The organism is Thermomonas fusca, from assembly GCF_005862345.1.
In the GTDB taxonomy this organism is placed as follows: Bacteria; Pseudomonadota; Gammaproteobacteria; order Xanthomonadales; family Xanthomonadaceae; genus Thermomonas; species Thermomonas fusca.
Genome location: NZ_SROY01000002.1, coordinates 701,251 through 725,378 on the forward strand (window position 1 = coordinate 701,251; position 24,128 = coordinate 725,378).

The 24,128-nt window shown below is 67.8% G+C and carries 24 protein-coding genes; 19 read left to right on the plus strand and 5 right to left on the minus strand.

The window, feature by feature from the left end; translation table 11 throughout:
- Positions 1–20: 20 nt before the first annotated feature.
- Together E5S66_RS07420 and ykgO are read right to left on the minus strand one after the other, a co-directional pair.
- A complete protein-coding gene (locus E5S66_RS07420) occupies positions 21–350 on the minus strand; it encodes a hypothetical protein (RefSeq protein WP_138348608.1) in 330 nt (109 codons plus the stop codon).
- Between the two features lie 115 nt (positions 351–465).
- Positions 466–591, minus strand: a complete 126-nt coding sequence (gene ykgO / locus E5S66_RS07425) for a type B 50S ribosomal protein L36 (protein ID WP_010342887.1) — start codon at positions 589–591, stop codon at positions 466–468.
- A gap of 136 nt (positions 592–727) precedes the next feature.
- On the opposite strand from ykgO, the gene cmk reads away from it, so the two are divergent.
- The 8 genes from cmk (at position 728) to galU (ending at position 8,989) form a co-directional block, all read left to right on the plus strand.
- On the plus strand, positions 728–1,408 hold the full coding sequence (gene cmk, locus E5S66_RS07430) for a (d)CMP kinase (protein WP_138348722.1): 681 nt from the start codon (positions 728–730) through the stop codon (positions 1,406–1,408).
- A 166-nt stretch (positions 1,409–1,574) separates the two neighbouring features.
- Complete coding sequence (gene rpsA, locus E5S66_RS07435) at positions 1,575–3,275, plus strand: 30S ribosomal protein S1 (protein ID WP_038052365.1); 1,701 nt, start codon at positions 1,575–1,577, stop codon at positions 3,273–3,275.
- Between the two features lie 77 nt (positions 3,276–3,352).
- Positions 3,353–3,655, plus strand: coding sequence for an integration host factor subunit beta (locus E5S66_RS07440; RefSeq protein ID WP_138348609.1), 303 nt, complete (start codon positions 3,353–3,355; stop codon positions 3,653–3,655).
- A 74-nt stretch (positions 3,656–3,729) separates the two neighbouring features.
- On the plus strand, positions 3,730–3,993 hold the full coding sequence (locus E5S66_RS07445) for a lipopolysaccharide assembly protein LapA domain-containing protein (protein ID WP_051246408.1): 264 nt from the start codon (positions 3,730–3,732) through the stop codon (positions 3,991–3,993).
- 2 nt (positions 3,994–3,995) lie between these two features.
- Positions 3,996–5,174 carry a lipopolysaccharide assembly protein LapB gene (gene lapB, locus E5S66_RS07450; protein ID WP_138348610.1) on the plus strand — a complete coding sequence of 393 codons (1,179 nt, stop codon included), beginning with the start codon at positions 3,996–3,998 and terminating at the stop codon, positions 5,172–5,174.
- Between the two features lie 85 nt (positions 5,175–5,259).
- Positions 5,260–6,147 carry an MraY family glycosyltransferase gene (locus E5S66_RS07455; RefSeq protein ID WP_212745328.1) on the plus strand — a complete coding sequence of 296 codons (888 nt, stop codon included), beginning with the start codon at positions 5,260–5,262 and terminating at the stop codon, positions 6,145–6,147.
- Entirely contained in the window at positions 6,147–8,054 is a 1,908-nt protein-coding gene (locus E5S66_RS07460; protein WP_138348612.1) for a polysaccharide biosynthesis protein, read from the plus strand. The genes E5S66_RS07455 and E5S66_RS07460 overlap by 1 nt, the downstream gene beginning before the upstream one ends.
- A 23-nt stretch (positions 8,055–8,077) precedes the next feature.
- Positions 8,078–8,989 carry a UTP--glucose-1-phosphate uridylyltransferase GalU gene (galU, locus tag E5S66_RS07465; protein ID WP_138348613.1) on the plus strand — a complete coding sequence of 304 codons (912 nt, stop codon included), beginning with the start codon at positions 8,078–8,080 and terminating at the stop codon, positions 8,987–8,989.
- Between the two features lie 72 nt (positions 8,990–9,061).
- Here the strand turns inward: galU and E5S66_RS07470 are convergent, their stop codons facing one another.
- From E5S66_RS07470 to E5S66_RS07480, 3 genes are all read right to left on the minus strand, one after another.
- The gene (locus E5S66_RS07470) at positions 9,062–10,270 is read right to left on the minus strand and encodes an acetyl-CoA C-acyltransferase (protein WP_138348614.1); all 1,209 of its coding nucleotides are present in this window, start codon (positions 10,268–10,270) and stop codon (positions 9,062–9,064) included.
- A gap of 109 nt (positions 10,271–10,379) precedes the next feature.
- A complete protein-coding gene (locus tag E5S66_RS07475; RefSeq protein WP_138348615.1) occupies positions 10,380–12,752 on the minus strand; it encodes a 3-hydroxyacyl-CoA dehydrogenase/enoyl-CoA hydratase family protein in 2,373 nt (790 codons plus the stop codon).
- Between the two features lie 21 nt (positions 12,753–12,773).
- Complete coding sequence (locus E5S66_RS07480; protein WP_138348616.1) at positions 12,774–13,400, minus strand: TetR/AcrR family transcriptional regulator; 627 nt, start codon at positions 13,398–13,400, stop codon at positions 12,774–12,776.
- 217 nt (positions 13,401–13,617) lie between these two features.
- Between E5S66_RS07480 and ndk the strand changes: the two genes are divergently transcribed.
- The 11 genes from ndk (at position 13,618) to folD (ending at position 24,092) form a co-directional block, all read left to right on the plus strand.
- A complete protein-coding gene (ndk, locus tag E5S66_RS07485) occupies positions 13,618–14,043 on the plus strand; it encodes a nucleoside-diphosphate kinase (RefSeq protein WP_028838269.1) in 426 nt (141 codons plus the stop codon).
- 9 nt (positions 14,044–14,052) lie between these two features.
- Positions 14,053–15,315, plus strand: a complete 1,263-nt coding sequence (gene rlmN / locus E5S66_RS07490) for a dual-specificity RNA methyltransferase RlmN (protein ID WP_138348617.1) — start codon at positions 14,053–14,055, stop codon at positions 15,313–15,315.
- Positions 15,305–16,114 carry a tetratricopeptide repeat protein gene (locus tag E5S66_RS07495; RefSeq protein ID WP_138348618.1) on the plus strand — a complete coding sequence of 270 codons (810 nt, stop codon included), beginning with the start codon at positions 15,305–15,307 and terminating at the stop codon, positions 16,112–16,114. Before rlmN ends, E5S66_RS07495 begins: the two co-directional genes overlap by 11 nt.
- On the plus strand, positions 16,111–16,938 hold the full coding sequence (locus E5S66_RS07500; protein WP_138348619.1) for a helix-turn-helix domain-containing protein: 828 nt from the start codon (positions 16,111–16,113) through the stop codon (positions 16,936–16,938). Before E5S66_RS07495 ends, E5S66_RS07500 begins: the two co-directional genes overlap by 4 nt.
- 72 nt (positions 16,939–17,010) lie before the next feature.
- The gene (locus E5S66_RS07505) at positions 17,011–17,655 is read left to right on the plus strand and encodes a YfgM family protein (RefSeq protein ID WP_028838265.1); all 645 of its coding nucleotides are present in this window, start codon (positions 17,011–17,013) and stop codon (positions 17,653–17,655) included.
- Positions 17,655–18,833 (plus strand): outer membrane protein assembly factor BamB, encoded by a 1,179-nt coding sequence (gene bamB / locus E5S66_RS07510; protein WP_138348620.1) that lies wholly within the window; start codon positions 17,655–17,657, stop codon positions 18,831–18,833. The genes E5S66_RS07505 and bamB overlap by 1 nt, the downstream gene beginning before the upstream one ends.
- A gap of 137 nt (positions 18,834–18,970) precedes the next feature.
- Positions 18,971–20,371 carry a ribosome biogenesis GTPase Der gene (gene der / locus E5S66_RS07515; protein ID WP_138348621.1) on the plus strand — a complete coding sequence of 467 codons (1,401 nt, stop codon included), beginning with the start codon at positions 18,971–18,973 and terminating at the stop codon, positions 20,369–20,371.
- The gene (gene mobA, locus E5S66_RS07520) at positions 20,371–20,946 is read left to right on the plus strand and encodes a molybdenum cofactor guanylyltransferase (RefSeq protein ID WP_138348622.1); all 576 of its coding nucleotides are present in this window, start codon (positions 20,371–20,373) and stop codon (positions 20,944–20,946) included. Before der ends, mobA begins: the two co-directional genes overlap by 1 nt.
- Before the next feature lie 46 nt (positions 20,947–20,992).
- Complete coding sequence (moeB, locus tag E5S66_RS07525) at positions 20,993–22,123, plus strand: molybdopterin-synthase adenylyltransferase MoeB (protein WP_138348623.1); 1,131 nt, start codon at positions 20,993–20,995, stop codon at positions 22,121–22,123.
- A complete protein-coding gene (locus E5S66_RS07530) occupies positions 22,123–23,169 on the plus strand; it encodes a DUF2272 domain-containing protein (RefSeq protein ID WP_138348624.1) in 1,047 nt (348 codons plus the stop codon). The genes moeB and E5S66_RS07530 overlap by 1 nt, the downstream gene beginning before the upstream one ends.
- 56 nt (positions 23,170–23,225) lie before the next feature.
- Positions 23,226–24,092: a bifunctional methylenetetrahydrofolate dehydrogenase/methenyltetrahydrofolate cyclohydrolase FolD gene (gene folD, locus E5S66_RS07535; protein ID WP_138348625.1), complete on the plus strand. Its 867-nt coding sequence runs from the start codon at positions 23,226–23,228 to the stop codon at positions 24,090–24,092.
- Positions 24,093–24,128: the final 36 nt, after the last annotated feature.

Here is a 24,128-nt window from a genome sequence, read left to right on the forward strand (position 1 = left end):
CGGGAAGGGGAGGGATGGCGTCAGCGGGTGGCGGGCTTGGGGCCGATCTCGTCCGCGCCGGCCTTGTTGGCCACCGCGTCGATCACCCGGCCTTTCTCGAAATAGACGGTGAAGGCGGGATAGACCCAGCGGTCGATGACCGGCCACGCCTGCTTCTGGCCGCCGCGCCGATCCAGCCGTTCGGCCGGTGCGCCGAAACGCGCCTCTACCTGCGCCATGCGCAGGCCGCGCGTGGGCAGGTTGCCGGTTTCTTCCTGCACGCGCTGGATCAGCAGCGTATCGCCGGCACAGGCGATACCCGAGACAGTGGCGAGCAGGGCGAGGACGAGGGTGCGGGACGTGCGGCGCATGGCGGAGCTCCCGAGGGGTTGGAGGCCGGATTCTATGCCGATACGCAAAAGGCCGCCTTGCGGCGGCCTTCACGGGGTCGGGCCGCGCGCAGGGCGCGGCGCCTTCACGCCGGTCTCAGCGCTGGCGCGCCTTGAAACGCGGGTTGGACTTGCAGATCACGAAGACCTTGCCACGACGGCGAACCACCTTGCAGTCGCGGTGACGGGCCTTCGCCGACTTCAGGGAGGACAGGACCTTCATGATGAAACCTCGGCAAATGGAATGGGATGAAACGAAGCCGCGCATTCTAACGGGTATTCGGCTGCCTTTTCAACAGGTTGGCATGTTTCCTTCGCGCGGCCTGCGCCGCCGGCGGGTTGGTTCCATAATGCCGGCCATGAATTCCTCCGTTCCGGTTCTCACCATCGACGGTCCTTCCGGCTCCGGCAAGGGCACCATCAGCCGCCTCGTCGCCACCCGGCTGGGCTGGCACTATCTGGATTCCGGGGCGCTGTACCGCGCCGTCGGGATCGCCGCAGGCTGGTCCGACCTTGACCTGTCCGATGCCTCGGCGCTGGTGCGCTGCACCTTCGATACCGAGGTCGGTTTCCGCGACGACGGCGACGGCGAGCCGCGGGTCATCGTCAACGGCGTCGACGCCACCCTGGAGCTGCGCACCGAAACCGCCGGCGCGGCGGCCTCGGCCATCGCCGCCATCCCCGAGGTCCGCTCGGCGCTGAAGGAGCGCCAACGCGCCTTCCGCCAGCCGCCGGGGCTGGTGGCCGACGGTCGCGACATGGGGACGGTGATCTTTCCCGATGCCGCTCACAAGGTGTTTTTGACCGCCAGCGCCGAGGAACGCGCGGAAAGGCGCTATAAGCAGTTGAAAGACAAAGGGGTTTCGGTCACAATCGACGGTCTGCTGCGCGAGATCCTCGCCCGCGATGCCCGCGATGCCAGTCGCGCGGTGGCGCCGCTGCGTCCGGCAACCGATGCCGTCCTCATCGACACCACCGGCCTGCCCATCGACGTGGTGGTCGCCCGGGTGTTGGACGTCGTCTCCCGACCGATCGGCTGACGGCCCCGGATCCAGCGCTGCAGAGACAGTCCCGCGGGCACGTCCGTGCCTGCGGTTTTCCTTCATCCATCACACATGGCAAAGCGCCTCCTGCGCGAACGCCAACCAACCCAAGGTGGGCCGCCCCGTTGCTGTGGGCCGCCTGTGTATCCACCCGAGATTTTTCATGAATTCCGTAGCTACCGAATCCTTCGCCGAACTGTTTGAAGCCAGCCAGACCAATTGGGCCAAGATCAAGCCCGGCGCCATCGTCAAGGGCATCGTGGTCGACGTCCGCAACGACGTCGTGGTCATCAACGCCGGCCTGAAGTCCGAGGGCATCGTTCCGATCGAACAGTTCCGCAACGACGCCGGTGAAATCGACGTCGGCATCGGCGACGAGGTCAAGGTCGCCCTTGATTCGCTCGAGAATGGTTTTGGCGAAACCGTGCTGTCGCGCGAGAAGGCCAAGCGCGCCATGGTGTGGGACGAGCTGGAAGAGGCGCTGGAAGCCAACGCCACCATCGTCGGCCGCATCAGCGGCAAGGTGAAGGGCGGTTTCACCGTCGACATCAAGGACGTCCGTGCGTTCCTGCCGGGCTCGCTGGTCGACGTGCGCCCGGTCCGCGACCCGGTCTACCTGGAAGGCAAGGAGCTGGAATTCAAGCTCATCAAGCTCGATCGCAAGCGCAACAACGTGGTCGTCTCCCGCCGTGCGGTGGTCGAGACCGAGCATTCGGAAGAGCGCGAGCAGCTGATGGAGAAGCTGGTCGAGGGCGCCGTGCTGAAGGGCGTGGTCAAGAACCTGACCGACTACGGCGCGTTCGTCGACCTCGGCGGCATCGATGGCCTGCTGCACATCACCGACATGGCGTGGAAGCGCGTGCGCCATCCGTCCGAAGTGGTGGAAGTGGGCGCCGAGCTCGACGTCCGCGTGCTCAAGTACGACCGCGAGCGCAACCGCGTTTCGCTGGGCCTGAAGCAGCTGGGCGAGGATCCGTGGGACAACATCGCCCGCCGTTACCCGTCCAACTGCCGCGTGTTCGGCAAGGTCTCCAACGTCACCGATTACGGCGCGTTCGTCGAGATCGAGCCGGGCGTGGAAGGCCTGGTGCACGTGTCCGAGATGGACTGGACCAACAAGAACGTCAACCCGGCCAAGGTGGTGCAGGTCGGTGACGAGCTCGAGGTCATGGTGCTGGACGTGGACGAAGAGCGTCGCCGCATCTCGCTGGGCATCAAGCAGGTCACCAGCAACCCGTGGGAAACCTTCGCCGCCATCCACAAGAAGGGTGACAAGGTCGAAGGCCAGATCAAGTCGATCACCGATTTCGGCATCTTCATCGGCCTGGACGGCGGCATCGATGGCCTGATCCACCTGTCCGACATCAGCTGGAACTCCACCGGCGAAGACATCGCCCGCAACTACAAGAAGGGCGACACGCTCGAGGCGGTGGTGCTGGCGGTCGATCCGGAGCGCGAGCGCATCAGCCTCGGCGTCAAGCAGATGGAACAGGATCCGCTGGGTCAGTTCATGGCTGCCAACCCGAAGGGCACCAAGGTCAAGGGCACCGTCAAGGAAGTCGACGCCAAGGGTGCGGTCATCGACCTGGGCGAGGGCGTGGAAGGCTACGTGTCCGTGCGCGACATCAGCCACGAACGCACCGAAGATGCCAGCCAGGTGCTGAAGGTCGGTCAGGAAGTCGAAGCCAAGTTCGTGGGCATGGACCGCAAGGGCCGCAGCCTGCAGCTGTCGATCAAGGACAAGGACGCAGCCGAAACCGCCGAGGCGCTGGCCGAGTACAACAAGGCCCACTCCGATGCGGCCAGCGGCACCACCAAGCTGGGCGCGCTGCTGCGCGAGCAGCTGAACAGCAAGGCCGACTGATCCATCCGGCCGATTGACCTGCGGCGGCCCGGCTTCGGTCGGGCCGCCGTTTTCTCGGCGTCCGAACACCTTCGCAAATGACCAAGTCCGAACTCATCGAACTGCTTGCACGGCGCCAGCCGCACCTGAAGGCCGACGACGTCGACATGGCGGTGAAGACGCTGCTGCAGATGATGGGTGGGGCGCTGGCCGCCGGCGAGCGGATCGAGATCCGCGGGTTCGGCAGTTTTTCGCTGCACTACCGGCCGCCACGCACCGGCCGCAACCCGAAGACCGGCGATGCCGTTGCGCTGCCGGGCAAGCACGTGCCGCATTTCAAGCCGGGCAAGGAGCTGCGCGAGCGGGTCACCGGCGTGCTGCCGCTGCCGGCCCAGGACTGACGCTGCGCCAGGGCGGCGGATCGACGGCCCAAGTCCGTTAAGCTTGCGGGACTGCCGCAACCGGATACCAGACCGTGGCGTCTTTCATTCGAATTGTTGCCGCCATCGCCTGCCTGCTGGCCGGCGGAGTCGTTGGCGCGCTGAATCCCCAGCCGATCGCGTTGGATCTCGGGTTCGCCACGCTGCACGCCAGCCTTGGGCTGGGCGTCCTTGTGGCACTGCTGCTGGGCGTGCTGGTGGGCGGCATGTTGTTGGCGATAGGCGTGGTAGCGCCATTGCGCCAGCGGTTGCGCCGCGCGGAAGTCGCGTGCGCATTGGCCAAGCAATCAGGGAGCTGAACGTGGATTTCCTAGACCAATGGATGTGGTTCGTCATCTTCGTGCCGCTGGCCGCACTGCTGGGCTGGGTGGTCGGCCGCCGCGGCGGCGAGCAGCACAGCGGCAACCAGGTCAGCAAGCTGTCCACCACCTATTTCCGCGGCCTGAACTACCTGCTCAACGAGCAGCCGGACAAGGCGATCGAGCTGTTCCTGCACGTCGCCGAACTGGACAAGGACACCTTCGAAACACAGGTTGCGCTGGGCCATCTGTTCCGCCGGCGCGGCGAGGTCGATCGTGCGATCCGCCTGCACCAGGCGTTGGCGCAACGCAGTGACCTGAGCGACACCCACAAGATCCAGGCGTTGTCGGCGCTGGGCGAGGACTACATGCGCGCCGGGCTGCTGGATCGCGCCGAAACCGTGTTCAACGACCTGGCCCAGCTTGACCAGCGCGCCCCGCAGGCGCTGCGCCACCTGATCGGCATCTACCAGTCGGAGCGCGACTGGGAAAAGGCGATCGGCAACGCCACCCGTTTCGAGGAAGTCTCGGGCGAGCCGATGGGCAAGCTGATCGGGCAGTTCGAGTGCGAATTGGGCGATCGTCATCGCGCCAACGGCGAGATCGAGGCGGCGCGCGCGGCGCTGGTGCGCGCCTATGCGGCCGATCCCACCTCCGTGCGTGCCGGCATCGCCGAAGGCCGCATCGAGGCCGAGGCAGGCAACCCGCAGGGCGCCATCCGTGCGCTGGAGCGGGCGGCGCGACACGACCCGGAATACCTCCCGGTGATCCTGCCGATGCTGCTGGAAAACTACACCAGGGCCGGCGAACGTTCGGGCGCGCGCGCCTTCCTGAGCGAGATGTGCGAGCACTACCGTGGCATCGCCCCGGTGCTGGCGCTGACCCGGATGGTGGAGACGGAGGAGGGGGTCAGCGCCGCCCGCCGCTTCCTTGCCGAACAGCTCAAGGATCGCCCGTCGGTGCGCGGCGAAGCGGCACTGATCGACCTCAGCCTCGCCGACCAGGTCGACGCCGAGGCGACACTGCACGACCTCAAGCTGGTCACCGACCAGCTGCTGGTGCGCAACCCCAGCTACCGCTGCAACCGCTGCGGCTTCGGCGCGCGCAGCCACCACTGGCAATGCCCCAGCTGCAAGGAGTGGGGCACGGTGAAGCCGCTGCTGAACTATGCGGTGGTCTGAACCGGCGCTGCTGCTGGCGGCGGCTTTCTCGATTTCCTGCTTCGCCACCGCCTGGGCGCGCGCGCATGCGCGCAGCCGCGGCCTGATGGATTTGCCTGGTGAACGCCGCAGTCATGATCTGCCCACTCCGCGCGGCGGCGGCATCGGTATCGCGCTTGCGGGGCTCTGCGCCTGCGGCTGGCTGGCCTGGGTCGGCAGCGGCGCATGGATCTGGGTTGCTGTTGGCCTTGCGCTGGTGGCAGGCGCCGGCTGGTGGGACGACCATCGCCCGCTGCCGGCGTGGCCGCGCCTGCTGGCGCACCTCGTGGCGGGCGCAAGCCTCTCAGCCGGCATGTTGCAACTGGGGGCACCGGCGGCCGCGGCGATGGCCGCGCTGCTGCTGGTGCCGGTGTTGGTGAACGTGTGGAACTTCATCGACGGGATCGACGGACTTGCCACGAGCCAGGCGCTGTTGGCCGCACTGGCATTCGCCTGGGTGCTGGATGGGCCGGGGCGGGTGTTGGCGCTGGTTGTGGCCGCCGCCTGCTGCGGCTTCCTGCCGTTCAACCTGCCGAAGGCGCGGATCTTCCTTGGCGACGTTGGCAGCGGCGCGCTGGGTTATCTGCTGGCGGCGCTGGTCGTCCTCGGGTTTTCTGGTCTTTCTGCCGAATGGTGGCCGATCCTGCTGCTGCCGCTCGCAAGCTGCCTGGTTGATGCCGGGATGACCCTCGCCGGGCGCATGTTTCGTGGCGAGGCGTGGTGGCGGCCGCATCTACAGCACCTCTACCAGCGCTTGGCGCGAAGCCACGGGCATCCGCGGGTCACGCTCGGCTATGCAGGATGGACGGCGCTGTCAATCGGGATCATGCTAGGCCTTTACCGGGCGCCGGAGGGTTGGGCCCGGGTCGGCACGGCGATCTTCTTCGGTCTGTCGATGGTTGCATGGCGCGGCCTGCATCGCAGGCTTGGAAACGCAAGCGAAGGAACCGTTTGATGAGTGGATGGAAGGATCGCCTCAGGTACCGCCTGCCGCGCCTGGCGGTGGTTGGACACGATCTTGCGATGGTGTGGATCTGCTGGCAGGGCCTGCACTACCTGCGCTACGCGCTGCAGCCGACGCCGCTGGACCTCGCGCCGTTTTCCAATACCGTGATCATCGTGCTGGTCGCACAGGGGCTGGTGTCCTGGCGGGTCGGTCTGTACCGCGGGCTGTGGCGTTTCGCCAGCGTTCCCGACCTGCTCAACATCTTCAAGGCCAGCGTATTGGGCCTGCTTGCGGTGGTCGTCGGGCTGTTCTTCTACAGCAGGCTGGACCTGGTGTCGCGCGCGGCGCTGCTGTTGTATCCGTTCGTGCTGACGGTGCTGCTGGGCGCGCCGCGGCTGATCTTCCGGGCATGGAAGGACCACAGTCTGCAGCAGGCGGTTGACGGTGCGGAACGGGTGCTGGTCCTTGGTGCGGGCCAGGCCGGCGAAGCGCTGGTGCGCGACCTGCGCCGGCTCGGACGCTATGACCCGATCGGTTTCCTCGACGATGCGGCGTCGCTGCGCGGAACCCGGCTGCAGGGCCTGCCGGTGCTGGGCAGGATTCCGGAAGTGGCGCGGATCGCCAAGGAAACCGGCGCCCAGCTGCTGGTGATCGCGATGCCGTCGGTCGACGCCACGGTGATGCGCAGGGTGATCGCGCTGTGCGAGGAGAGCCACGTGCCGTTCCGCACCGTGCCGCGCCTGGCGGACATGCTGGAAGGACGCTCGCTGCCCGGGCAGCTGAAGGAAGTGGCGATCGAGGACCTGCTCGGCCGGCAGCCGCGCAGTCCGGACTGGAAGGCGATCCGCGGTTGGTTGGGTGGACGTTCGGTGCTGGTGACCGGCGCTGGCGGTTCGATCGGATCCGAACTGTGCCGCCAGTGTGCGCGCCACGGCGCCAAGCGCATCGCGCTGGTCGAGATCGACGAGCTGGCGCTGCTGACCATCGCTGCCGAGCTGCGCCGCGATTTCCCCGGCATCGAATGCGTGCCGGTGCTGGGCGACTGCGGCGACCAAGCAGTCATCGCCCATGCGTTGAAACTGGTGGAACCCGAAGCCGTGTTCCATGCCGCCGCCTACAAGCAGGTGCCGTTGCTGCAGGGCCAGCTGCGCGAGGCGGTGCGCAACAACGCGCTGGCAACGCACGTGGTGGCCAAGGCCAGCCGCGAGGCGAACGTCGGCACCTTCGTGCTGGTGTCCACGGACAAGGCGGTGGATCCGGTGAACGTGCTGGGCGCCACCAAGCGGCTGGCCGAAATGGCCTGCCAATCGCTGGTGGATGCACGCTCCACCCGCATGGTGACGGTGCGCTTCGGCAACGTGCTGGATTCGGCCGGCAGCGTGGTGCCGCTGTTCCGCGAGCAGATCCTTCGCGGCGGCCCGGTGACCGTGACCGATCCGGACGTGACCCGCTATTTCATGACCATTCCCGAAGCCTGCCTGCTGATCCTGCAGGCAGCGTCGATCGGCGCGCAGCAGGCGATCTACACGCTGGACATGGGCGAGCCGGTGCCGATCCGGGTGCTGGCCGAGCAGATGATCCGCCTGGCCGGCAAGCAGCCGGGCAAGGACGTGGCGATCGAGTACATCGGCCTGCGCCCCGGCGAGCGCCTGCACGAGACGCTGTTCCACGCCGACGAGCGCTACAGCAGCACCATCTATCCCGACATCCTGCAGGCCGAGCCGCGCGCGGTGATGCAGGAGCGGATGGCGCTTGCGCTGGAAGGCTTGTGGGCAGGCGTGCGCGCCTACGATCTCGATGCCTTGGCGCATGCGCTGCGCGAAGCGGTGCCGGAGTTCAGTCCGGTCGAGGAAGAGATCGGTGCCCGCCAAGCCACCGTGGTGGTGTTTCCCGGCCGGCGCGCGAGGTCGCGGTGACGCGCGCGCGGTAGAATCGCCGGATGCCGAATCCGAATGCAGTGCGCCGCATCCGCAAGGCGGTGTTCCCCGTTGCAGGCCTGGGAACCCGCTTTCTTCCCGCCACCAAGACTGTTCCCAAGGAGATGCTGCCGATCGTCGATCGGCCGCTGATCCAATACGCCGTCGACGAGGCCATCGCCGCCGGTTGCGACACCCTGATCTTCGTCACCAACCGCTACAAGCACGCGGTGGCCGACTATTTCGACAAGGCCTACGAGCTCGAACAGAAGCTGGAAAAGGCCGGCAAGCAGGAGCAACTGGCGCTGATCCGCAACGTGTTGCCGGAAGGCGTGCGCGCGGTGTTCGTCACCCAGGCCGAAGCCTTGGGTCTTGGGCATGCGGTGCTGTGCGCGCGGCCGGTGGTCGGTGATGAGCCCTTCGCGGTACTGCTGCCGGACGACCTGATCTGGAGCCAGGGCGATGGCGCGCTCAAGCAGATGGCCGACCACGCCGAGGCCAGCGGAGGCAGTGCGGTGGCGGTGCAGGACGTGCCGCGCGAGCAGACCGGCAGCTACGGCATCGTGGCCACCGATGCCTTCGATGGCCAGAGCGGCCGGATCCGCCAGATCGTGGAGAAGCCGAGCCCCGAGCAGGCCCCCAGCAACCTCGCCGTGGTCGGACGCTACATCCTCACCCCGGCCATTTTCGATCTGCTGGAAACCACCCAGAAGGGCACCGGCGGCGAGATCCAGCTGACCGATGCCATCGCCGCGCTGCTGGAGGTGGAACCTGTCGATGCCTTCCGCTTCCGCGGTACGCGCTTCGACTGCGGCACCCACATCGGCCTGATCGAGGCCACCATCCGCTATGCGCTGGATAACGAGAAGCTCAGCGATGCGGCGCGAGAATTGATGCAGAACGCGCTGGGCGAAATGGGCGTGGTCGAAACCTGACCCGCGCCGCTGCCAGCATTGGTCCCATGCGAAAACGGCGCCCTGCGGCGCCGTTTCGTTTTTCCGCTGCGCTCAGAGCGCCTCGAAAATCCCCGCCGCGCCCATGCCGGTGCCGATGCACATGGTCACCATGCCGTACTTCTGCTGACGGCGACGCAAGCCATGGACGATGGTCGCGGTGCGGACCGCACCGGTCGCGCCCAGCGGGTGGCCCAGCGCAATCGCGCCGCCCAGCGGATTGACCTTGGCCGGGTCCAGCCCGCAGTCGTTGATCACCGCCAGCGACTGCGCGGCGAAGGCTTCGTTGAGCTCGATCCAGTCCAGCTGGTCCTGGTTCAGACCGGCCTGCTTGAGCGCCTTCGGGATCGCCGCGATCGGGCCGATGCCCATCACCTCCGGGCGCACGCCGGCCACGCTGAAGCTGACGAAGCGCGCCAGCGGGGTCAGGCCGTAGTCCTTGATCGCCTGCGCCGAGGCCAGCAGCACCGCGCCGGCGCCGTCGCTCATCTGCGAGGAATTGCCGGCGGTCACGCTGCCGCCGAACTGACCGTTGCGGAACACCGGGCGCAGCTTCGCCAACCCTTCCAGCGTGGTGTCCGGGCGCGGGCCTTCATCGTGCTCGGCCAGCTTGTTGCGGGTGAGGATGCGGCTGCCATCGGCCAGGTCCGGCTGGTGGCTGACGATCTCGTAGGGGCTGATCTCGTCCCTGAACTCGCCGGCCGCCTGCGCCGCCAGCGCCTTCTGGTGCGAGCCCAGCGCGAAGGCGTCCTGCGCCTCGCGCGAGATCTTCCATTCCTCGGCCACCTTTTCGGCGGTGATGCCCATGCCGTAGGCGATGTTGACGTGGTCGTTGTCGAACACCGACGGCGCCATCGCCACCTTGTGGCCCATCATCGGCACCATGCTCATCGACTCGGTGCCGCCGGCCAGCATCAGGTCGGCGTGGCCCAGCCGGATCTGGTCGGCCGCCAGCGCCACCGCCTGCAGGCCGGAAGAGCAGAAGCGGTTGATGGTCTGCGCGGCGATGGTATTGGGCAGGCCGGCCAGCAGCACGCCGATGCGCGCCACGTTCATGCCTTGCTCGCCCTCCGGCATGGCGCAGCCGATGATGGCGTCGTCGATGCGGTTGACGTCGATGCCCGGCGCCTGCGCCACCACGCTGCGCAGTACGTGCGCCAGCATGTCGTCGGGGCGGGTGTTGCGGAACATGCCCTTGGGCGCCTTGCCGACCGGGGTGCGGGTAGCGGCGACGATATAGGCGTCCTGGATTTGCTTGCTCATTTGGAATCTCCGAAAGGCTTTCCTTCTCCCCGCGATGCGGAAGAGACGATGCTTGGTGTCCTGGGCCGCGCGATGCGGGGCGCAGGCGGCCGCTGGCTGGATAAAGGGCTCAATTCCGCAGCGGCTTGCCGGTCTTCAGCATGTGGCCGATGCGCGCCTGGGTCTTCTCCTGCTGGGCCAGCTCGACGAAGTGCTGGCGCTCCAGCCTGAGCAGCCATTCCTCGTCCACCAGCGCGCCGCGATCGAGCTTGCCGCCGCACAGCACGGTGGCGATGCGTTCGGCGATCTCGTAGTCGTACTCGCTGACGAAGCGGCCTTCCAGCATGTTGACCAGCAGCATCTTGAAGGTGGCGATGCCGACATCGCCGGCCACCTGGATGCGGTTCGCCGGCAGCGGCGGGCGGTAGCCGCCCTCGGCCAATCCGCGCGCCTCGGCCTTGGCGATGTGCAGCAGCTCGAAGGCGTTGAAGGCAACCTTGTCGCCGGCGCGCAGCAGGCCCAGCTCCTTGGCGTTGACGGCGGAATTCGACACCTTGGCCATCGCCACGGTCTCGAACACTTTTTTCAGCTCGGCGAACACGTCGCCGCCGGGGCCAGCGGCATCGGAGGCACGCACCGCGAATTCCTTCAGCCCGCCGCCGGCCGGCAGCAGGCCGACGCCGGCTTCGACCAGGCCGATGTAGCTTTCCAGGTGCGCCACGGTCCGGGCGCTGTGCATCTGGAACTCGCAGCCGCCGCCCAGCGCGAGCCCGCGCACCGCCGCCACCACCGGCACCAGCGAATACTTGATGCGTTGGCTGGTGCGCTGGAAGTTCTCCACCATCGCCTCGAATTCGGCGAGTTTGCCCGCCTGCAGGGCGCCCAGCGCGCCGGCGAGATCCGCACCGGCGGAGAACGGCTCCTTCGGCTGCCAGATCACCATGCCGGCGAAATCGCGCTCGGCGCGCGACACCGCTTCCTGCAGGCCGTCCAGTACCGCATCGGAAACGGTGTGCATCTTGGTCTTGAAGCTGACCACGGCCACGTCGTCGCCGTCGTGCCACATCCGCAGGCCATCGTTCTCGAACACGGTGGTGCCCGGCGCGAACTTCTCGCCCAGCAGCGGATCGGGGAAGCGCTGGCGCTGGTAGACGGGCAGGGCGGAGCGCGGCTGCACGGCGTTGCGCGAGGGGCTGTAGCTGCCTTCCGCCGCGTGCACGCCGCTGCGGCCATCGAGCACCCACGCCGGCAGCGCGGCCGTGCTCATGCTCTTGCCGGCGGCGATGTCATCAACGATCCACGCCGCCACCTGCTGCCAGTCTGCCGACTGCCAGGTTTCGAACGGCCCCTGCGCCCAGCCGTAACCCCAGCGGATGGCCAGGTCGACGTCGCGCGCGGTATTGGCGATATCGGCCAGGTGGTAGGCGCTGTAATGGAACAGGTCGCGGAAGCAGGCCCACAGGAACTGCGCCTGCGGATGCTCGCTGGCGCGCAGCCGGGCGAACTTCTCCACCGGGTTCTTCAGCTTGAGGATTTCCACCACCTCCGGCGCGGCAGCGCGGTCGGCGACGCGGTAGTCCTGCTTTTCCAGGTCGAGGACGACGATGTCCTTGCCGACCTTGCGGAAGATGCCGGCGCCGGTCTTCTGGCCCAGCGCGCCCTTGCCGATCAGCGCGGACAGCCACGCCGGCGACTGGAAGAAGCCGTGCCACGGGTCATCGGGCAGGGTGTCGGCCATGGTCTTGATGACGTGGGCCATGGTGTCCAGGCCGACCACGTCGGAGGTGCGATAGGTGGCGGACTTCGGCCGGCCCAGCAGCGGGCCGGTGAGCGCGTCCACTTCGTCGAAGCCGAGCTTGAACGCGGCGGTGTGGTGGATCACCGACAGGATCGAGAACACGCCGATGCGGTTGCCGATGAAGTTCGGGGTGTCCTTGGCAATCACCACGCCCTTGCCCAGCTGGGTGGTGAGGAAGGTTTCCAGGCCTTCCAGCACGGCGGCATCGGTGGTGGTGGCCGGGATCAGCTCGGCCAGATGCATGTAGCGCGGCGGGTTGAAGAAGTGCACGCCGCAGAAGCGGTGGCGCATTTCCTCCGGCAGCACCGAGGCCAGCGCATTGATGCCCAGGCCGGAGGTGTTGGAGGCCAGCACGGCGTGCGCCGGCACGAACGGCGCGATCTTCCGGTACAGGTCCTGCTTCCAGTCCATCCGCTCGGCAATGGCCTCGATGATCAGGTCGCAGTCCTTCAGCTGCTCCAGCCCGCCGTCGTAATTGGCCGGCGTGATTGCCTCCGCCAGCGTTTTGCTGGCCAGCGGGGCCGGGCTCAGCTTGCCGAGGTTGGCGATGGCTTTCAGCACCACGCCATCGGGGTGGCCATCCTTCGCGGCCAGATCGAACAGCACGGTATCGACGCCGGCATTGGTCAGGTGGGCGGCGATCTGTGCCCCCATCACGCCAGCGCCCAGCACCGCGGCGCGGCGTACAAGCAATTTGTGAGACATGGTTCCTATCTCCTTGAAAATTCAGGTGGCATCGGCGCGGAAGCCGGCCGACGCGAAACGGATCAGCGCCTTGGCGGCACGCTGGCGATGGGTGGATTCGGAAACGCCGGCCGGGCGCTTGATCAGGCCGAAATCGGCCATCGCGTAGGTCAGCGCGCCGGACAGGAAGTCCAGGCGCCAGTACAGGTCTTCCTTGCCCAGCGCGGGCACGCAGGGGGCGATGGCCTTGGCGAACTCGCGCAGGACGTGGCCGTACTGGTCGGACAGGAACTTGCGCAGGCTGTCGTTGCTTTCGGCGTAGGCCCGGGCGATCACCCGGATGAAGGCGCCGCCGCCGTGGCGGTCCTGGGCCATCGCCAGCGCCGGCTCGACGAACGCGGCCAGGATTGGATCGAGCTGGCCTTGCGTGGCGTTCACCGCCTTGGCCAAGGCTTCGAGGCGCTGCGCGCTCATCACGTCCATGCGCCGGCGGAACACCTCGTTGACCAGGTTGTCCTTGCTGCCGAAGTGATAGTTGACCGCGGCGATGTTGACGTCGGCACGGCTGGTGACCTGGCGCAGCGAAGTCGAGGCGAAGCCCTGCTGGGCGAACAATTCCTCCGCCGCATACAGGATCCGGTCCTTGGTCGAGAAGTGCTGGAGACCCATGCAGATACCTCGAGTCAAACGCTTGTTTGAGCGTACGCCGTACGCTGGCGTACGTCAATTGCCGTTCATCGCCGTGATACACGCCTGCAAGTGCGAAAGGGATCGCCGATCGGTTAGAATCGTCCGCAGCCATATCGGCCAAACCCGCGTCAGTACGCGGGTTTTTCTGTTATCCTCGGGCGATCCGGCATGGACGCCCGCACATCCGGAGAATCCCATGGCGCTGGAGCGCACCCTTTCGATCATCAAGCCCGATGCCGTTGCCAAGAACGTCATCGGCGAAATCTATTCCCGCTTCGAGAAGGCCGGCCTGAAGGTCGTTGCCGCCAAGATGAAGCACCTGTCCAAGGCCGAAGCCGAGGGCTTCTACGCCGTGCATCGCGAGCGTCCATTCTTCAATGCGCTGGTCGAGTTCATGATCTCCGGCCCGGTGATGGTGCAGGCGCTGGAAGGCGAGGGCGCGGTGCTGAAGAACCGCGAGCTGATGGGCGCAACCAATCCGAAGGAAGCCGCCGCCGGCACCATCCGCGCCGACTTCGCCGACAGCATCGATGCCAACGCGGTGCACGGTTCGGACTCGCTGGAGAACGCGGCGATCGAGATCGCCTACTTCTTCCCGGCGACCGACGTCTACACGCGCTGAGCGAACGCCATGACCGAAGCGCGCAACCCCGCCATCGAGATCGCCCTGCTGGGCGACGATGGGGCCGCGCCTGCCTCCGCGCCGGTGGACACCGGCGCGGATGGCCGCACCAACAGGGCAGCGGCTGTCGCCGATGCCGGCAAAACCAATATCTTCGATTTCGATCGCCCCCGCTTGGAGCGCTTCTTCGAGGAAGACCTGGGCGAGAAGAAATTCCGCGCCCATCAGGTGATGAAGTGGATCCATCACCGCTATGCCACCGATTTCGCGGACATGACCGACCTCGGCAAGGCGCTGCGCGCCAAGCTCGAAGAGCGCGCGGTGGTGCGCGCGCCGCAGGTCGTGTTCGACAAGGCCTCCACCGACGGCACCCACAAGTGGCTGCTCGGCATGGACGCGAAGAACGCCATCGAAACCGTCTACATCCCCGACAAGGGGCGCGGCACCCTGTGCGTGTCCTCGCAGGTGGGTTGCGCGCTCAACTGCGGCTTCTGCTCCACCGCCACCCAGGGCTTCAACCGCAACCTGTCCACCGCCGAGATCATCGGTCAGGTCTGGGTGGCGGCGCGCCACCTCGGCAACGTGCCGCACCAGCAGCGCCGGCTCACCAACGTGGTGATGATGGGCATGGGCGAGCCGCTGGCGAACTTCGACAACGTCGTGCGCGCGATGAGCATCATGCGCGATGACCTCGGTTATGGCCTGGCCAACAAGCGCGTCACCTTGTCGACCGCGGGCATGGTGCCGCAGATCGACCGGCTGGCGCTGGAGTCGGACGTGTCGCTGGCGGTGTCCCTGCATGCGCCGTTCGATGAACTGCGCACGCAGCTGATGCCGATCAACAAGAAGTACCCGCTGGCCGAGCTGCTGGACGCCTGCGTGCGCTACGCGCTGCGCAAGAAGGGCGAATCCGTCACCTTCGAGTACACCCTGATGAAGGATGTCAACGACCAGCCCGAGCATGCGCGCGCGCTGATCGGCCTGCTGCGCGATTTCGACCGACGGGTGCAGATGAAGGGTGCGGCCAAGATCAACCTGATTCCGTTCAACCCGTTCCCGGGCACCGGCTTCCAGCGCCCCAGCGACGAGGCGATCCGCGCGTTCCAGAAGCTGCTCAACAATGCCGGCATGATCGCGCCGGTGCGGCGCACCCGCGGCGACGACATCGACGCCGCCTGCGGCCAGCTCAAGGGCCAGGTGATGGATCGCACCCGCCGTTCGGCCGAACACCGCAAGCGGCTGCAAGCAGCGGGAGCAGGCGATGCGGCGTGAGTTCGTCGTCCTGGCCGTGATCGGCGGCTTGCTGCTGACCGGTTGCAGCCAGCTTGAACGCCTGACGCTCATCCGTCCCAGCGCCCAGCACCGCGGTTACACCCAGATCGCGCCGCGCTATGACGTCAGCGGCAAGCATGGCCAAGACAGCGGCGATGCGTCCATGTTGCTGGCATCAGCATCACTGTTCTACCAGCGCGGTGAGCTGGCTGACGCGGAGGCGATGGCGCGCAAGGCGCAGAAGCTGCAACCGGCCTCCGGCGACGCCGGCACGCTGTTGGGGTTGATCGCTGATGCGCGCGGGGAGGCGGCGACCGCCGGCAAGCATTTCCAGGCCGCGGCGGCCTCGGCCCCGGGCAATGGCGTGTATGCCAACAATTACGGCAGCTGGCTTTGCGCCAACGCGCGTGCGGCCGAATCGCTGCAATGGTTCGACCGCGCGCTGGCGGATCCGGCCTATCCCACGCCGGTGCGGGCGCTGGCCAATGCCGGCGAATGCGCGCGCAAGGCGGGGCAGCCGGCGCGCGCCGAAGCCAGCTGGCGGGCCGCGCTGGCGCTGGATGCGGTCGATGTCCAGGCGCTGGCGGGCATGGCCGCGCTCGAGCTTTCGCAGGGCAAATACCTGGAGGCGCGGGCGTTCGCCGAACGCTGGCTCGCAGTTGCGCCTAACGATGCCTCGGCGTTGCGTATTGCGATGCAGGTCGAAGAAAAAACAGGCGACAACGTGGCCGCTTCGAGTTATCGTTCACGTTTGCAGGCGATTTCCCCGGGTTCTACCACGGCACCGCGCGCGCAATGACCTCGAGCCAACAATCAGACCAGGCCCACGAGGCCCTCGCCGGCTGCGGCGAGCGCCTGCGCATGGCGCGCGAAGCCGCTGGCCTGAGCATCGATGACGTTGCCGCGCGCCTGCGCATGCCCCATCGGGTGGTGCGCTCGCTGGAGAACGAGGACTGGTCCCGGCTCGGCGCCCCGGTGTTCGTGCGCGGCCAGGTACGCAGCTATTCGCGCCTGCTCGGCCTCACCACCGCGCCGATGATGGACGCGCTGATGGTGGGGCAGGTGGAGCCGACCAAATTGGTCAGCCGCACCCACATCCCGAAAGCACAGTGGTGGGCCGAGCAGATCGGTCGACGCTTGGTCTATATCGTGTTGACGCTTTCGCTGGCGATCCCGGTCTGGGTCGCCACCCGCCAGCATCTGGCTGGTACCGCCGAGGGCGTGGCCGCGCTGGATGCACCCGCCGATCCGGCCGCACCGGCCGAGCCCGAAGCCGATCGCACCCCGCGCACGGTGGTGGCATCGATGACCCCGGTCGCCGCCAATGCGCAGCCGGCTGCGGTAAAAGCGCTCGCCGCGGACGCGGAAATCGTGGTGCGGACCAGCGCCAAGACCTGGCTCGAAGTGGTCGCCAACGACGGCAGCACGCTGGCCAAGGAACTCCTGCCGGCCGGCGCCGAACGCCGCTATGCCGCGTCCCAGGTGCGGCGCATGACCATCGGCAACGCTTCGGCAGTGGCGCTGGAAAGCCGCGGCCGTCCGGTCGATGCGCTGGCGAACGCCCGCGCGAACGTCGCCCGCTTTGAGGTATCCTCCGACGGTTCGCTTGTCGCGTCGAACTGAACGCTTCGCCGCGCAGGCTTCCCGGAAACAGAAGAACATAACGTCCCGTCAGGATGACGGGCGAGAGGCAGCATGGCGATTGACGAACTGCTCAACGAGCACGAACAGAGCGAAAAAGTACGCAGCTGGCTGCGCAGCAATGCGCTTGGACTGATCGGTGGCGTCGGGCTTGGCCTGGCGGTGATCGCCGGCTGGCAGTGGTGGCAGGACCAGCAGCTGCAAAGCGGCATGCAGGCCAGTGCGACCTACGCACAGGCCAGCGAGGCACTCGAAGCCGGCAAGATCCCGGCGGACAAGGGCAAGAGCGTGGTCGCCGGCCTGCAGAAGGACAACCCGACGCTGGCCACGCTGGCGGCGCTGCAGCTGGCCAAGGCGCAGGTCGATGCCGGCAAGCGCGATGACGCCATCGCGACGCTGCGCGGATTGGACAAGGTCGATGCCGACCTGCGTCCGGTGGTGCGGCAGCGGCTTGCGCGGCTGCTGATCGACGCCGGCAAGGCCAAGGACGCGCTGGCGCTGCTGGACGACGAACGCAATGCGGCGATGCTGGATGTGCGCGGCGACGCCCAGTTCTCGCTGGGCGACAAGGCCAAGGCGCAGGAGGCCTATCGCAAGGCGCTGGCGCTGGTCGACGTGGCCGATCCGCAGCACCGGCTGATCGCAATGAAACTGATCGAGGCGGGCGGCACTCCGCCGCATGCAGGGAGCAACGGTTGATGGACAAGCGAGGTTTCCTGCGCGTAATGGTTGCCGCCACGCTGGCGACGGTGATGCTGTCGGGCTGCAGTTCGGTCAAGAATCTGTTCGGCGGACGCAACAAGGACAAGACCGGCGAGCCGGCCAAGCTGGTCGATTTCACCGCCAGTGCCAAGGTCAACAAGCTGTGGTCGGTGTCGGTCGGCAAGGGCGAGGATCGGCTGGGCATCGGCCAGCAGCCGGCGGTGCTCGACGGCAACGTCTACGCCGCGGCGGTGGATGGCGGCGTCAGCGCCTACACGCTTTCCTCGGGCGCCCAGCTCTGGCACCACGAATCGAAGGAAGCGCGCCTGAGCGGCGGCCCCGGCGCCGGCGACGGGCTGGTGGTGGTTGGCGGCCTGGAAGGTGAGGTCGTGGCGCTGAATGCCGCCGATGGCCAGGAGAAGTGGACGGCCAAGGTCGGCAACGAAGTCCTGTCCGCGCCGGCAATCGGCGGCGGCATGGTGTTCGTGCATTCCAATGACGGCCGGGTTACCGCGTTCGACGCCGGGACCGGCGCGCGGCGCTGGTTCCACAGCGTCGAGTCGCCGGCACTGACCGTGCGCGGCACCGGCGGCATCACCCTCGGCCCCGGCATCGTGTTTGTGGGCGGCGACAACGGCACCTTGACCGCGCTGAACATGAACGATGGCAACGTGCTGTGGTCGACGCCGGTTGCCCAGGCCGACGGCCGCACCGAACTCGAGCGCATGGCCGACGTCGATGCCGCGCCGGTGCTGGAAGGCACCACCCTGTTCGCCAGCAGCTACAAGGGCCGCACTGTCGCCATCGACGGCCCCAGCGGGCAGGTGATGTGGACCAGCGACCACGGCGGTGCGCGTGGTGCCGCCATCAGCAATTCGGCGGTGATCGTGACCGACAAGGGCGGCATGGTGGTCGGCCTGGACAAGAACAGCGGCGGCAGCCTGTGGCAGCAGTCGGAGCTGGCCAACCGCAACGTGTCCGCGCCGGCGGTGCAGGGCGACTACGCGGTGGTCGGCGATCTCGACGGCGTGCTGCACTGGCTGCGCCTCAACGACGGTGCATTTGCCGCGCGCAGCAAGATGGGCGATGCCATCGTCGGCAGGCCGGTGGTCGCCGACGGCGTCCTGGTGGTGCAGAGCAGGGACGGCAAGCTGGCTGCGTTCGCGCTGCAGTGATTCGCTCCGCCAGCCTGCGTCGGCTGGCACATCCACGCGGCCCCGGCTACCCTGCCGGGGCCGCTGTTGTTTCGCCCGGGCCTTGTCCGGGCCCTATCGAACAATGCGACGGAGATCCGTCGCCAAAGGTCTGATCCATGCTTCCCCTCGTAGCCCTGGTCGGGCGCCCCAATGTCGGCAAGTCCACGCTGTTCAACGCGTTGACGCGCACCCGCGATGCGCTGGTGCACGACGAGCCGGGCGTGACCCGCGACCGCAACTACGGCGTGTGCCGGCTGCTTGAAGGGCGGCCGTTCGTGCTGGTCGACACCGGCGGCATCGGCGGGCAGGACGAAGGTCTGGCCGGCGCCACCGCCAAGCAGTCGCGCGCCGCCGCCGAAGAAGCCGACCTGATCCTGTTCGTGGTCGATGGCCGCGAAGGCGCCTCGTCGCTGGACGACGACATCCTGCGCTGGTTGCGCAAGCTGTCCAAGCCGACCCTGCTGATCGTCAACAAGACCGATGGCATCGACCAGCGCACGGCGCAGGCCGAATTTTCGCGCTACGGCTTTGCCGACGTGTTGCCGGTCTCCAGCGCTCACCGCACCGGCATCGACCTGCTGCTGGCAAGGACGGCGGCGCTGCTGCCGGAAGTCGGCAGCACGGAGACGCTGGACGACGACCCGACCCGCGTCCGCATCGCCTTCGTCGGCCGCCCGAACGTGGGCAAGTCCACGCTGGTGAACCGCATCCTCGGCGAGGAGCGGATGATCGCCTCGGAAGTGCCCGGCACTACCCGCGACTCGATCGCGGTGGACCTGGAGCGCGATGGCCGCAAGTACCGCCTGATCGATACCGCCGGGTTGCGCCGGCGCGCGCGGGTGGAGGAGGCGGTGGAGAAGTTCTCCGCCTTCAAGACCCTGCAGGCGATCGAGCAGTGCCAGGTGGCGGTGTTGATGCTGGATGCCAGCGAAGGCGTCACCGACCAGGACGCCACCGTGCTGGGCGCGGTGCTGGATGCCGGGCGCGCGCTGGTCATCGTGCTCAACAAATGGGACGGCCGCACCGACTACGAGCGCCAGCAGGCCGAGGCGCTGGTGGCGCGCAAGCTGAGCTTCGTGGACTGGGCCGAGCGCGTGCGCATTTCCGCGCTGCACGGCTCCGGCCTGCGCGAACTGTTCAAGGCCATCCACCGCGCGCACGCGTCGGCCACGCATGTGTTCAGCACCGCCGACGTGACCCGCGCGATCGAGGCGGCCTACACCGCCAACCCGCCGCCGGTGGTGCGCGGCCACGTCGCCAAGCTGCGCTTCGCCCATCCGGGTGGCGACACGCCGCCGACCTTCGTGGTGCATGGCACCCGCCTGAAGACGCTCAGCGCCACCTACCAGCGCTACCTGGAAAACTTCTTCCGCAAGCGCTTCAAGCTGGTGGGAACCCCCATTCGCTTCGTGTTCCGGGAAAACAGCAATCCCTACGAAGGCAAGAAGAATGTGCTGAGCGACCGCCAGATCGAGAAGAAGCGGCGGCTGATGCGGCACGTCAAGCGCGGCGGCTGATGCTGGCAGCGGAAGAGCTGAGTCTCGGCATCCTGGCCGGTGGCCGCGCCAGCCGCTTGGGCGGACGCGACAAGGCCTGGATCGAGCGCGACGGTGTGCCGCAGGTGTTGCGCATCGCACATCGCTTCAGTGACGAATGTGGCGCGGTGCTGGTCAGCGCCAACCGCGACCTGCCGCGCCATGCGCGGCATGGCCTGCAGGCGCTGATGGATCGCCGGCCCGATCTTGGCCCGCTGGGCGGGCTGGACGCGCTGGCGGCGGCCTGCACCACGCCCTGGCTGTTCACCCTGCCGGTGGACATCATCGATGCCGACATCACGCTGCCGCGGATGCTGGCGCAGGCGGGCGGGCAGGGTGCGGTGGCGCGCGACGACGACGGCCTGCAGCCGCTGGTGGCGCTGTATCGCCTGGATGCGCTGCGCGCCGCGCTGGCCTCTGCGTTGGCCGACGGTGAATATTCGGTGCGGGCGATGCAGGCGGTGCTGGCGCTGCCGGTGGTGGCGTTTGCCGGGCTGCGTTTCGGCAACATCAACACGCCCGACGATCTCGCGGCCGCCGGCTGCGCGCCCGAGTGAACGCCGCGCGAGGACGGGCCGCAGCGCCCGGGCGATAATCTCCCGCATGAGCAACGGCTGTCTTTCCCCTCCCGCCGCCCATGCACGCCTGCAGTCGGGTGCGCTGCTGGTCGACGTGCGCGCCGAGCATGAGCGTGCGCTGGGCATGGCCGAGGGCGCGCTGGGCATCGTTCGCGAAGACCTGCTGAAAGATCCGGATGCGCATCTGCCGGATCGCGACGCCGAAATCCTGCTGCTGTGCCAGGCCGGAGTGCGTTCGCTGGCCTGCGTGCAGGCGCTGCAGGCGCAGGGCTATCGCAACCTCGCCTCGGTGGAAGGCGGAACGCGCGCATGGGAGGCCGCCGGCCTGCCGATGCGCAAGCCCGACATCGACGCCGATTTCAGCGAACGCTATTCGCGCCACCTGCGCCTGCCGGAAGTGGGCCTGGAGGGACAGCGGAAGCTCGAGGCCGCGCGCGTGCTGCTGGTGGGCGCGGGCGGGCTGGGCGCGCCGGCGGCGTTCTATTTGGCCGCCGCCGGCATCGGCCACCTGCGGATCGCCGACGACGACGTGGTGGACCGCAGCAACCTGCAGCGGCAGATCCTCCACGCCGACGCCCGCATCGGCATGCCGAAGGTGGAGTCCGCGGCCATCGCGCTGTCCGCGCTCAACCCGCGCACGCGCATCGAGCCGGTGCGCGAACGGGTTGCCGCGGGCAATGTCGAACGCCTGCTCGAAGGCGTGGACGTGGTGCTGGACGGCGGCGACAACTTCCCGGTGCGCTACCTGCTCAACGACGCCTGCGTGCATCTTGGCAAGCCGTTGGTGCACGGCGCGGTGCACCGCTTCGACGGCCAGGCCAGCGTGTTCGATGCCGGCCGCCGGCGTGGGCAGGCGCCGTGCTACCGCTGCCTGTTCCCGGAGCCGCCGCCGGCCGAGGCCGCGCCGAACTGCGCCGAAACCGGCGTGCTGGGCGTGCTGCCGGGCGTGATCGGCCTGCTGCAGGCCACCGAGGCGATCAAGCTGCTGCTCGGCATCGGCGAATCGCTGGCGGGCCGGCTGCTGCAGTTCGACGCGCTGGCGATGCGTTTCCGCGAATTCCGCGTGGAGGCCGACCCGCAGTGTCCGGTTTGCGCGCCGGATCGCGCTTTTACTGGCTATCCCGACTACATGGCGCTGTGCGCCGGAGCTGACTGATGATCGATTTCGCATGGATGCGTCGCCTGCTGGCCTCATGCCTGTTGTTGTTCGCCGGGCAGGCGTTTGCCAACGACCAGTGCCCGACGCTGTCGCAGCGACAGTCCGACCCGCAGGTGGCCACCCGGATCGCCGCCATCGCCTGCGACGAACACCTGCGCTGGAACCGTCCGTTCATCGACGCCGACGGCAGGCTGGCCAGCCTCAATGCCTACGAGGCCGAAGCCAACGGGCTGAAGGATGGCGGCTCGCCGTGGCGGCGGGTGGCGTTCTACTGGCAGGCCAGCGGCCTGCTGTCGCCGATGGGGTTCAAGCCCGGTGCCAGCGATTGCGGTCACGCCGCGCTCAACCTTGCGTACCCGGGTCTTGGTTGTCGCGGCTTCGTCATCGACAACCCGTGGTCGGCCGCTTTCATAAGCTGGGTGATGCAGCGTGCCGGCGTGCCCGGCTTCCGCAGCTCGGCCAGCCATTTCGATTACGTGCGGGCGGCACGAATGGACGGCGCGGGGAGCCCGTACCGCTTCATGGAACCGATGTCGGCGAAGCTGGAAACCGGCGACATGCTCTGCTACGTGCGCACCGGCCGCGTGTACGGCCACGATGGACTGCTGAAGGCCATCGACGGCAGCACCACCAGCCTGGCGATGCACTGCGATCTCATTGTCGCCATCGCCGACGGCAAGGCCTATGCGGTGGGCGGCAACGTGCAGCAGGCGGTGACCATGCGCATCTTCAACCTCAACGCGCAGGGCCAGCTGTGGGGCGTGCCGCGCCGTTCCGATGGCGATGTGGAATGCTCGCCGGAAACGGCGGCCGCGTGCAATTTCAACCGCCAGGACTGGGCCGCGGTGCTCAAGCTCAAGCCGCAGGCTGAGCTGGCGAAGATCGGCCCGGTGGAGCCACCCAGCTTCCTGCCCAGCGCGCCGGTGGCGCCCACCTGCTGCGTGAACTGCGTGGTGGGCTCGGGCGTGCCGCGCTGCCCGGCTCCGGGCCAGGTGGTGCCGCAGGCGCCGCAGCCGGACGCGCCGCTGCAGGGTTCGGAATAGGCCACACGGACCGGCTGCGCGATAATGCGCACCCGCCCGTTACGCAGCCGCACCGAATGACCGCAAGAATCCTCGATGGAAAGCGCATCGCCGACGCGCTTCTCGACACCCTGAAGGCGCAGGTGGATGCGCGCCTGGCGGCCGGCAAGTCGCGGCCCGGCCTTGCGGTGGTGCTGGTGGGCAGCGACCCGGCCTCGTCGGTGTACGTGCGCAACAAGAAGCGCGCCGCGGAAAAGGTCGGTATCCAGGCCTTCGATTACGACCTGCCCGCGGGCACCGGCGAAGCCGAGCTGGTGGCGCTGATCGACAAGCTCAATGCAGACCCGCGGGTGCACGGCATCCTGATCCAGCTGCCGCTGCCGGGCATCCGCGATGCCAGCGCGCTGATCGAGCGTATCCATCCCGACAAGGACGTGGACGGGTTCCATCCGCAGAACGTCGGCCATCTGGCGCTGCGCCAGTTCGGCCTGCGTCCGTGCACGCCGCGCGGCATCACCACCTTGCTGGCATGGACCGACCGGCCGGTGCGCGGGCAGAGCGCCACGATTGTTGGTGTCTCCAATCACGTCGGCCGTCCGATGGGGCAGGAACTGCTGATCGCGGGCTGCACGGTGACCAGCTGCCACAAGTTCACCCCGATGGAGGTGCTGCAGCGCCACGTCGGCGAAGCGGACATCCTGGTGGTGGCGGCGGGCCGGCCGGGTTTGATTCCGGGCGAGTGGGTGAAGCCGGGCGCGGTGGTCATCGATGTCGGTATCAACCGGCTGGACGATGGCCGGCTGGTCGGCGACGTGGGGTACGACGAAGCGGCCAAGCGCGCCAGCTGGATCACGCCCGTGCCGGGCGGGGTAGGGCCGATGACGGTCGCCACGCTGATGCAGAACACGCTGGAAGCCGCGGAGCTGGCGGACGCGAAGGACTGACGGTTCTTCCTGCACGGCGCGCTGCTGGTTGGGAGG

What these genes read in the sequence shown, in the direction of transcription:
- E5S66_RS07475 (WP_138348615.1), bottom strand. Translation starts at nt 12,752, where the DNA reads ATGTCTCACAAATTGCTTGTACGCCGCGCCGCGGTGCTGGGCGCTGGC.
- E5S66_RS07480 (WP_138348616.1), bottom strand. Translation starts at nt 13,400, where the DNA reads ATGGGTCTCCAGCACTTCTCGACCAAGGACCGGATCCTGTATGCGGCG.
- E5S66_RS07530 (WP_138348624.1), top strand. Translation starts at nt 22,123, where the DNA reads ATGATCGATTTCGCATGGATGCGTCGCCTGCTGGCCTCATGCCTGTTG.
- bamB (WP_138348620.1), top strand. Translation starts at nt 17,655, where the DNA reads ATGGACAAGCGAGGTTTCCTGCGCGTAATGGTTGCCGCCACGCTGGCG.
- galU (WP_138348613.1), top strand. Translation starts at nt 8,078, where the DNA reads ATGCCGAATCCGAATGCAGTGCGCCGCATCCGCAAGGCGGTGTTCCCC.
- E5S66_RS07440 (WP_138348609.1), top strand. Translation starts at nt 3,353, where the DNA reads ATGACCAAGTCCGAACTCATCGAACTGCTTGCACGGCGCCAGCCGCAC.
- ykgO (WP_010342887.1), bottom strand. Translation starts at nt 591, where the DNA reads ATGAAGGTCCTGTCCTCCCTGAAGTCGGCGAAGGCCCGTCACCGCGAC.
- rpsA (WP_038052365.1), top strand. Translation starts at nt 1,575, where the DNA reads ATGAATTCCGTAGCTACCGAATCCTTCGCCGAACTGTTTGAAGCCAGC.
- moeB (WP_138348623.1), top strand. Translation starts at nt 20,993, where the DNA reads ATGAGCAACGGCTGTCTTTCCCCTCCCGCCGCCCATGCACGCCTGCAG.
- ndk (WP_028838269.1), top strand. Translation starts at nt 13,618, where the DNA reads ATGGCGCTGGAGCGCACCCTTTCGATCATCAAGCCCGATGCCGTTGCC.
- der (WP_138348621.1), top strand. Translation starts at nt 18,971, where the DNA reads ATGCTTCCCCTCGTAGCCCTGGTCGGGCGCCCCAATGTCGGCAAGTCC.
- E5S66_RS07460 (WP_138348612.1), top strand. Translation starts at nt 6,147, where the DNA reads ATGAGTGGATGGAAGGATCGCCTCAGGTACCGCCTGCCGCGCCTGGCG.
- E5S66_RS07505 (WP_028838265.1), top strand. Translation starts at nt 17,011, where the DNA reads ATGGCGATTGACGAACTGCTCAACGAGCACGAACAGAGCGAAAAAGTA.
- E5S66_RS07455 (WP_212745328.1), top strand. Translation starts at nt 5,260, where the DNA reads ATGGATTTGCCTGGTGAACGCCGCAGTCATGATCTGCCCACTCCGCGC.
- E5S66_RS07495 (WP_138348618.1), top strand. Translation starts at nt 15,305, where the DNA reads ATGCGGCGTGAGTTCGTCGTCCTGGCCGTGATCGGCGGCTTGCTGCTG.
- folD (WP_138348625.1), top strand. Translation starts at nt 23,226, where the DNA reads ATGACCGCAAGAATCCTCGATGGAAAGCGCATCGCCGACGCGCTTCTC.
- E5S66_RS07470 (WP_138348614.1), bottom strand. Translation starts at nt 10,270, where the DNA reads ATGAGCAAGCAAATCCAGGACGCCTATATCGTCGCCGCTACCCGCACC.
- E5S66_RS07500 (WP_138348619.1), top strand. Translation starts at nt 16,111, where the DNA reads ATGACCTCGAGCCAACAATCAGACCAGGCCCACGAGGCCCTCGCCGGC.
- E5S66_RS07420 (WP_138348608.1), bottom strand. Translation starts at nt 350, where the DNA reads ATGCGCCGCACGTCCCGCACCCTCGTCCTCGCCCTGCTCGCCACTGTC.
- rlmN (WP_138348617.1), top strand. Translation starts at nt 14,053, where the DNA reads ATGACCGAAGCGCGCAACCCCGCCATCGAGATCGCCCTGCTGGGCGAC.
- cmk (WP_138348722.1), top strand. Translation starts at nt 728, where the DNA reads ATGAATTCCTCCGTTCCGGTTCTCACCATCGACGGTCCTTCCGGCTCC.
- mobA (WP_138348622.1), top strand. Translation starts at nt 20,371, where the DNA reads ATGCTGGCAGCGGAAGAGCTGAGTCTCGGCATCCTGGCCGGTGGCCGC.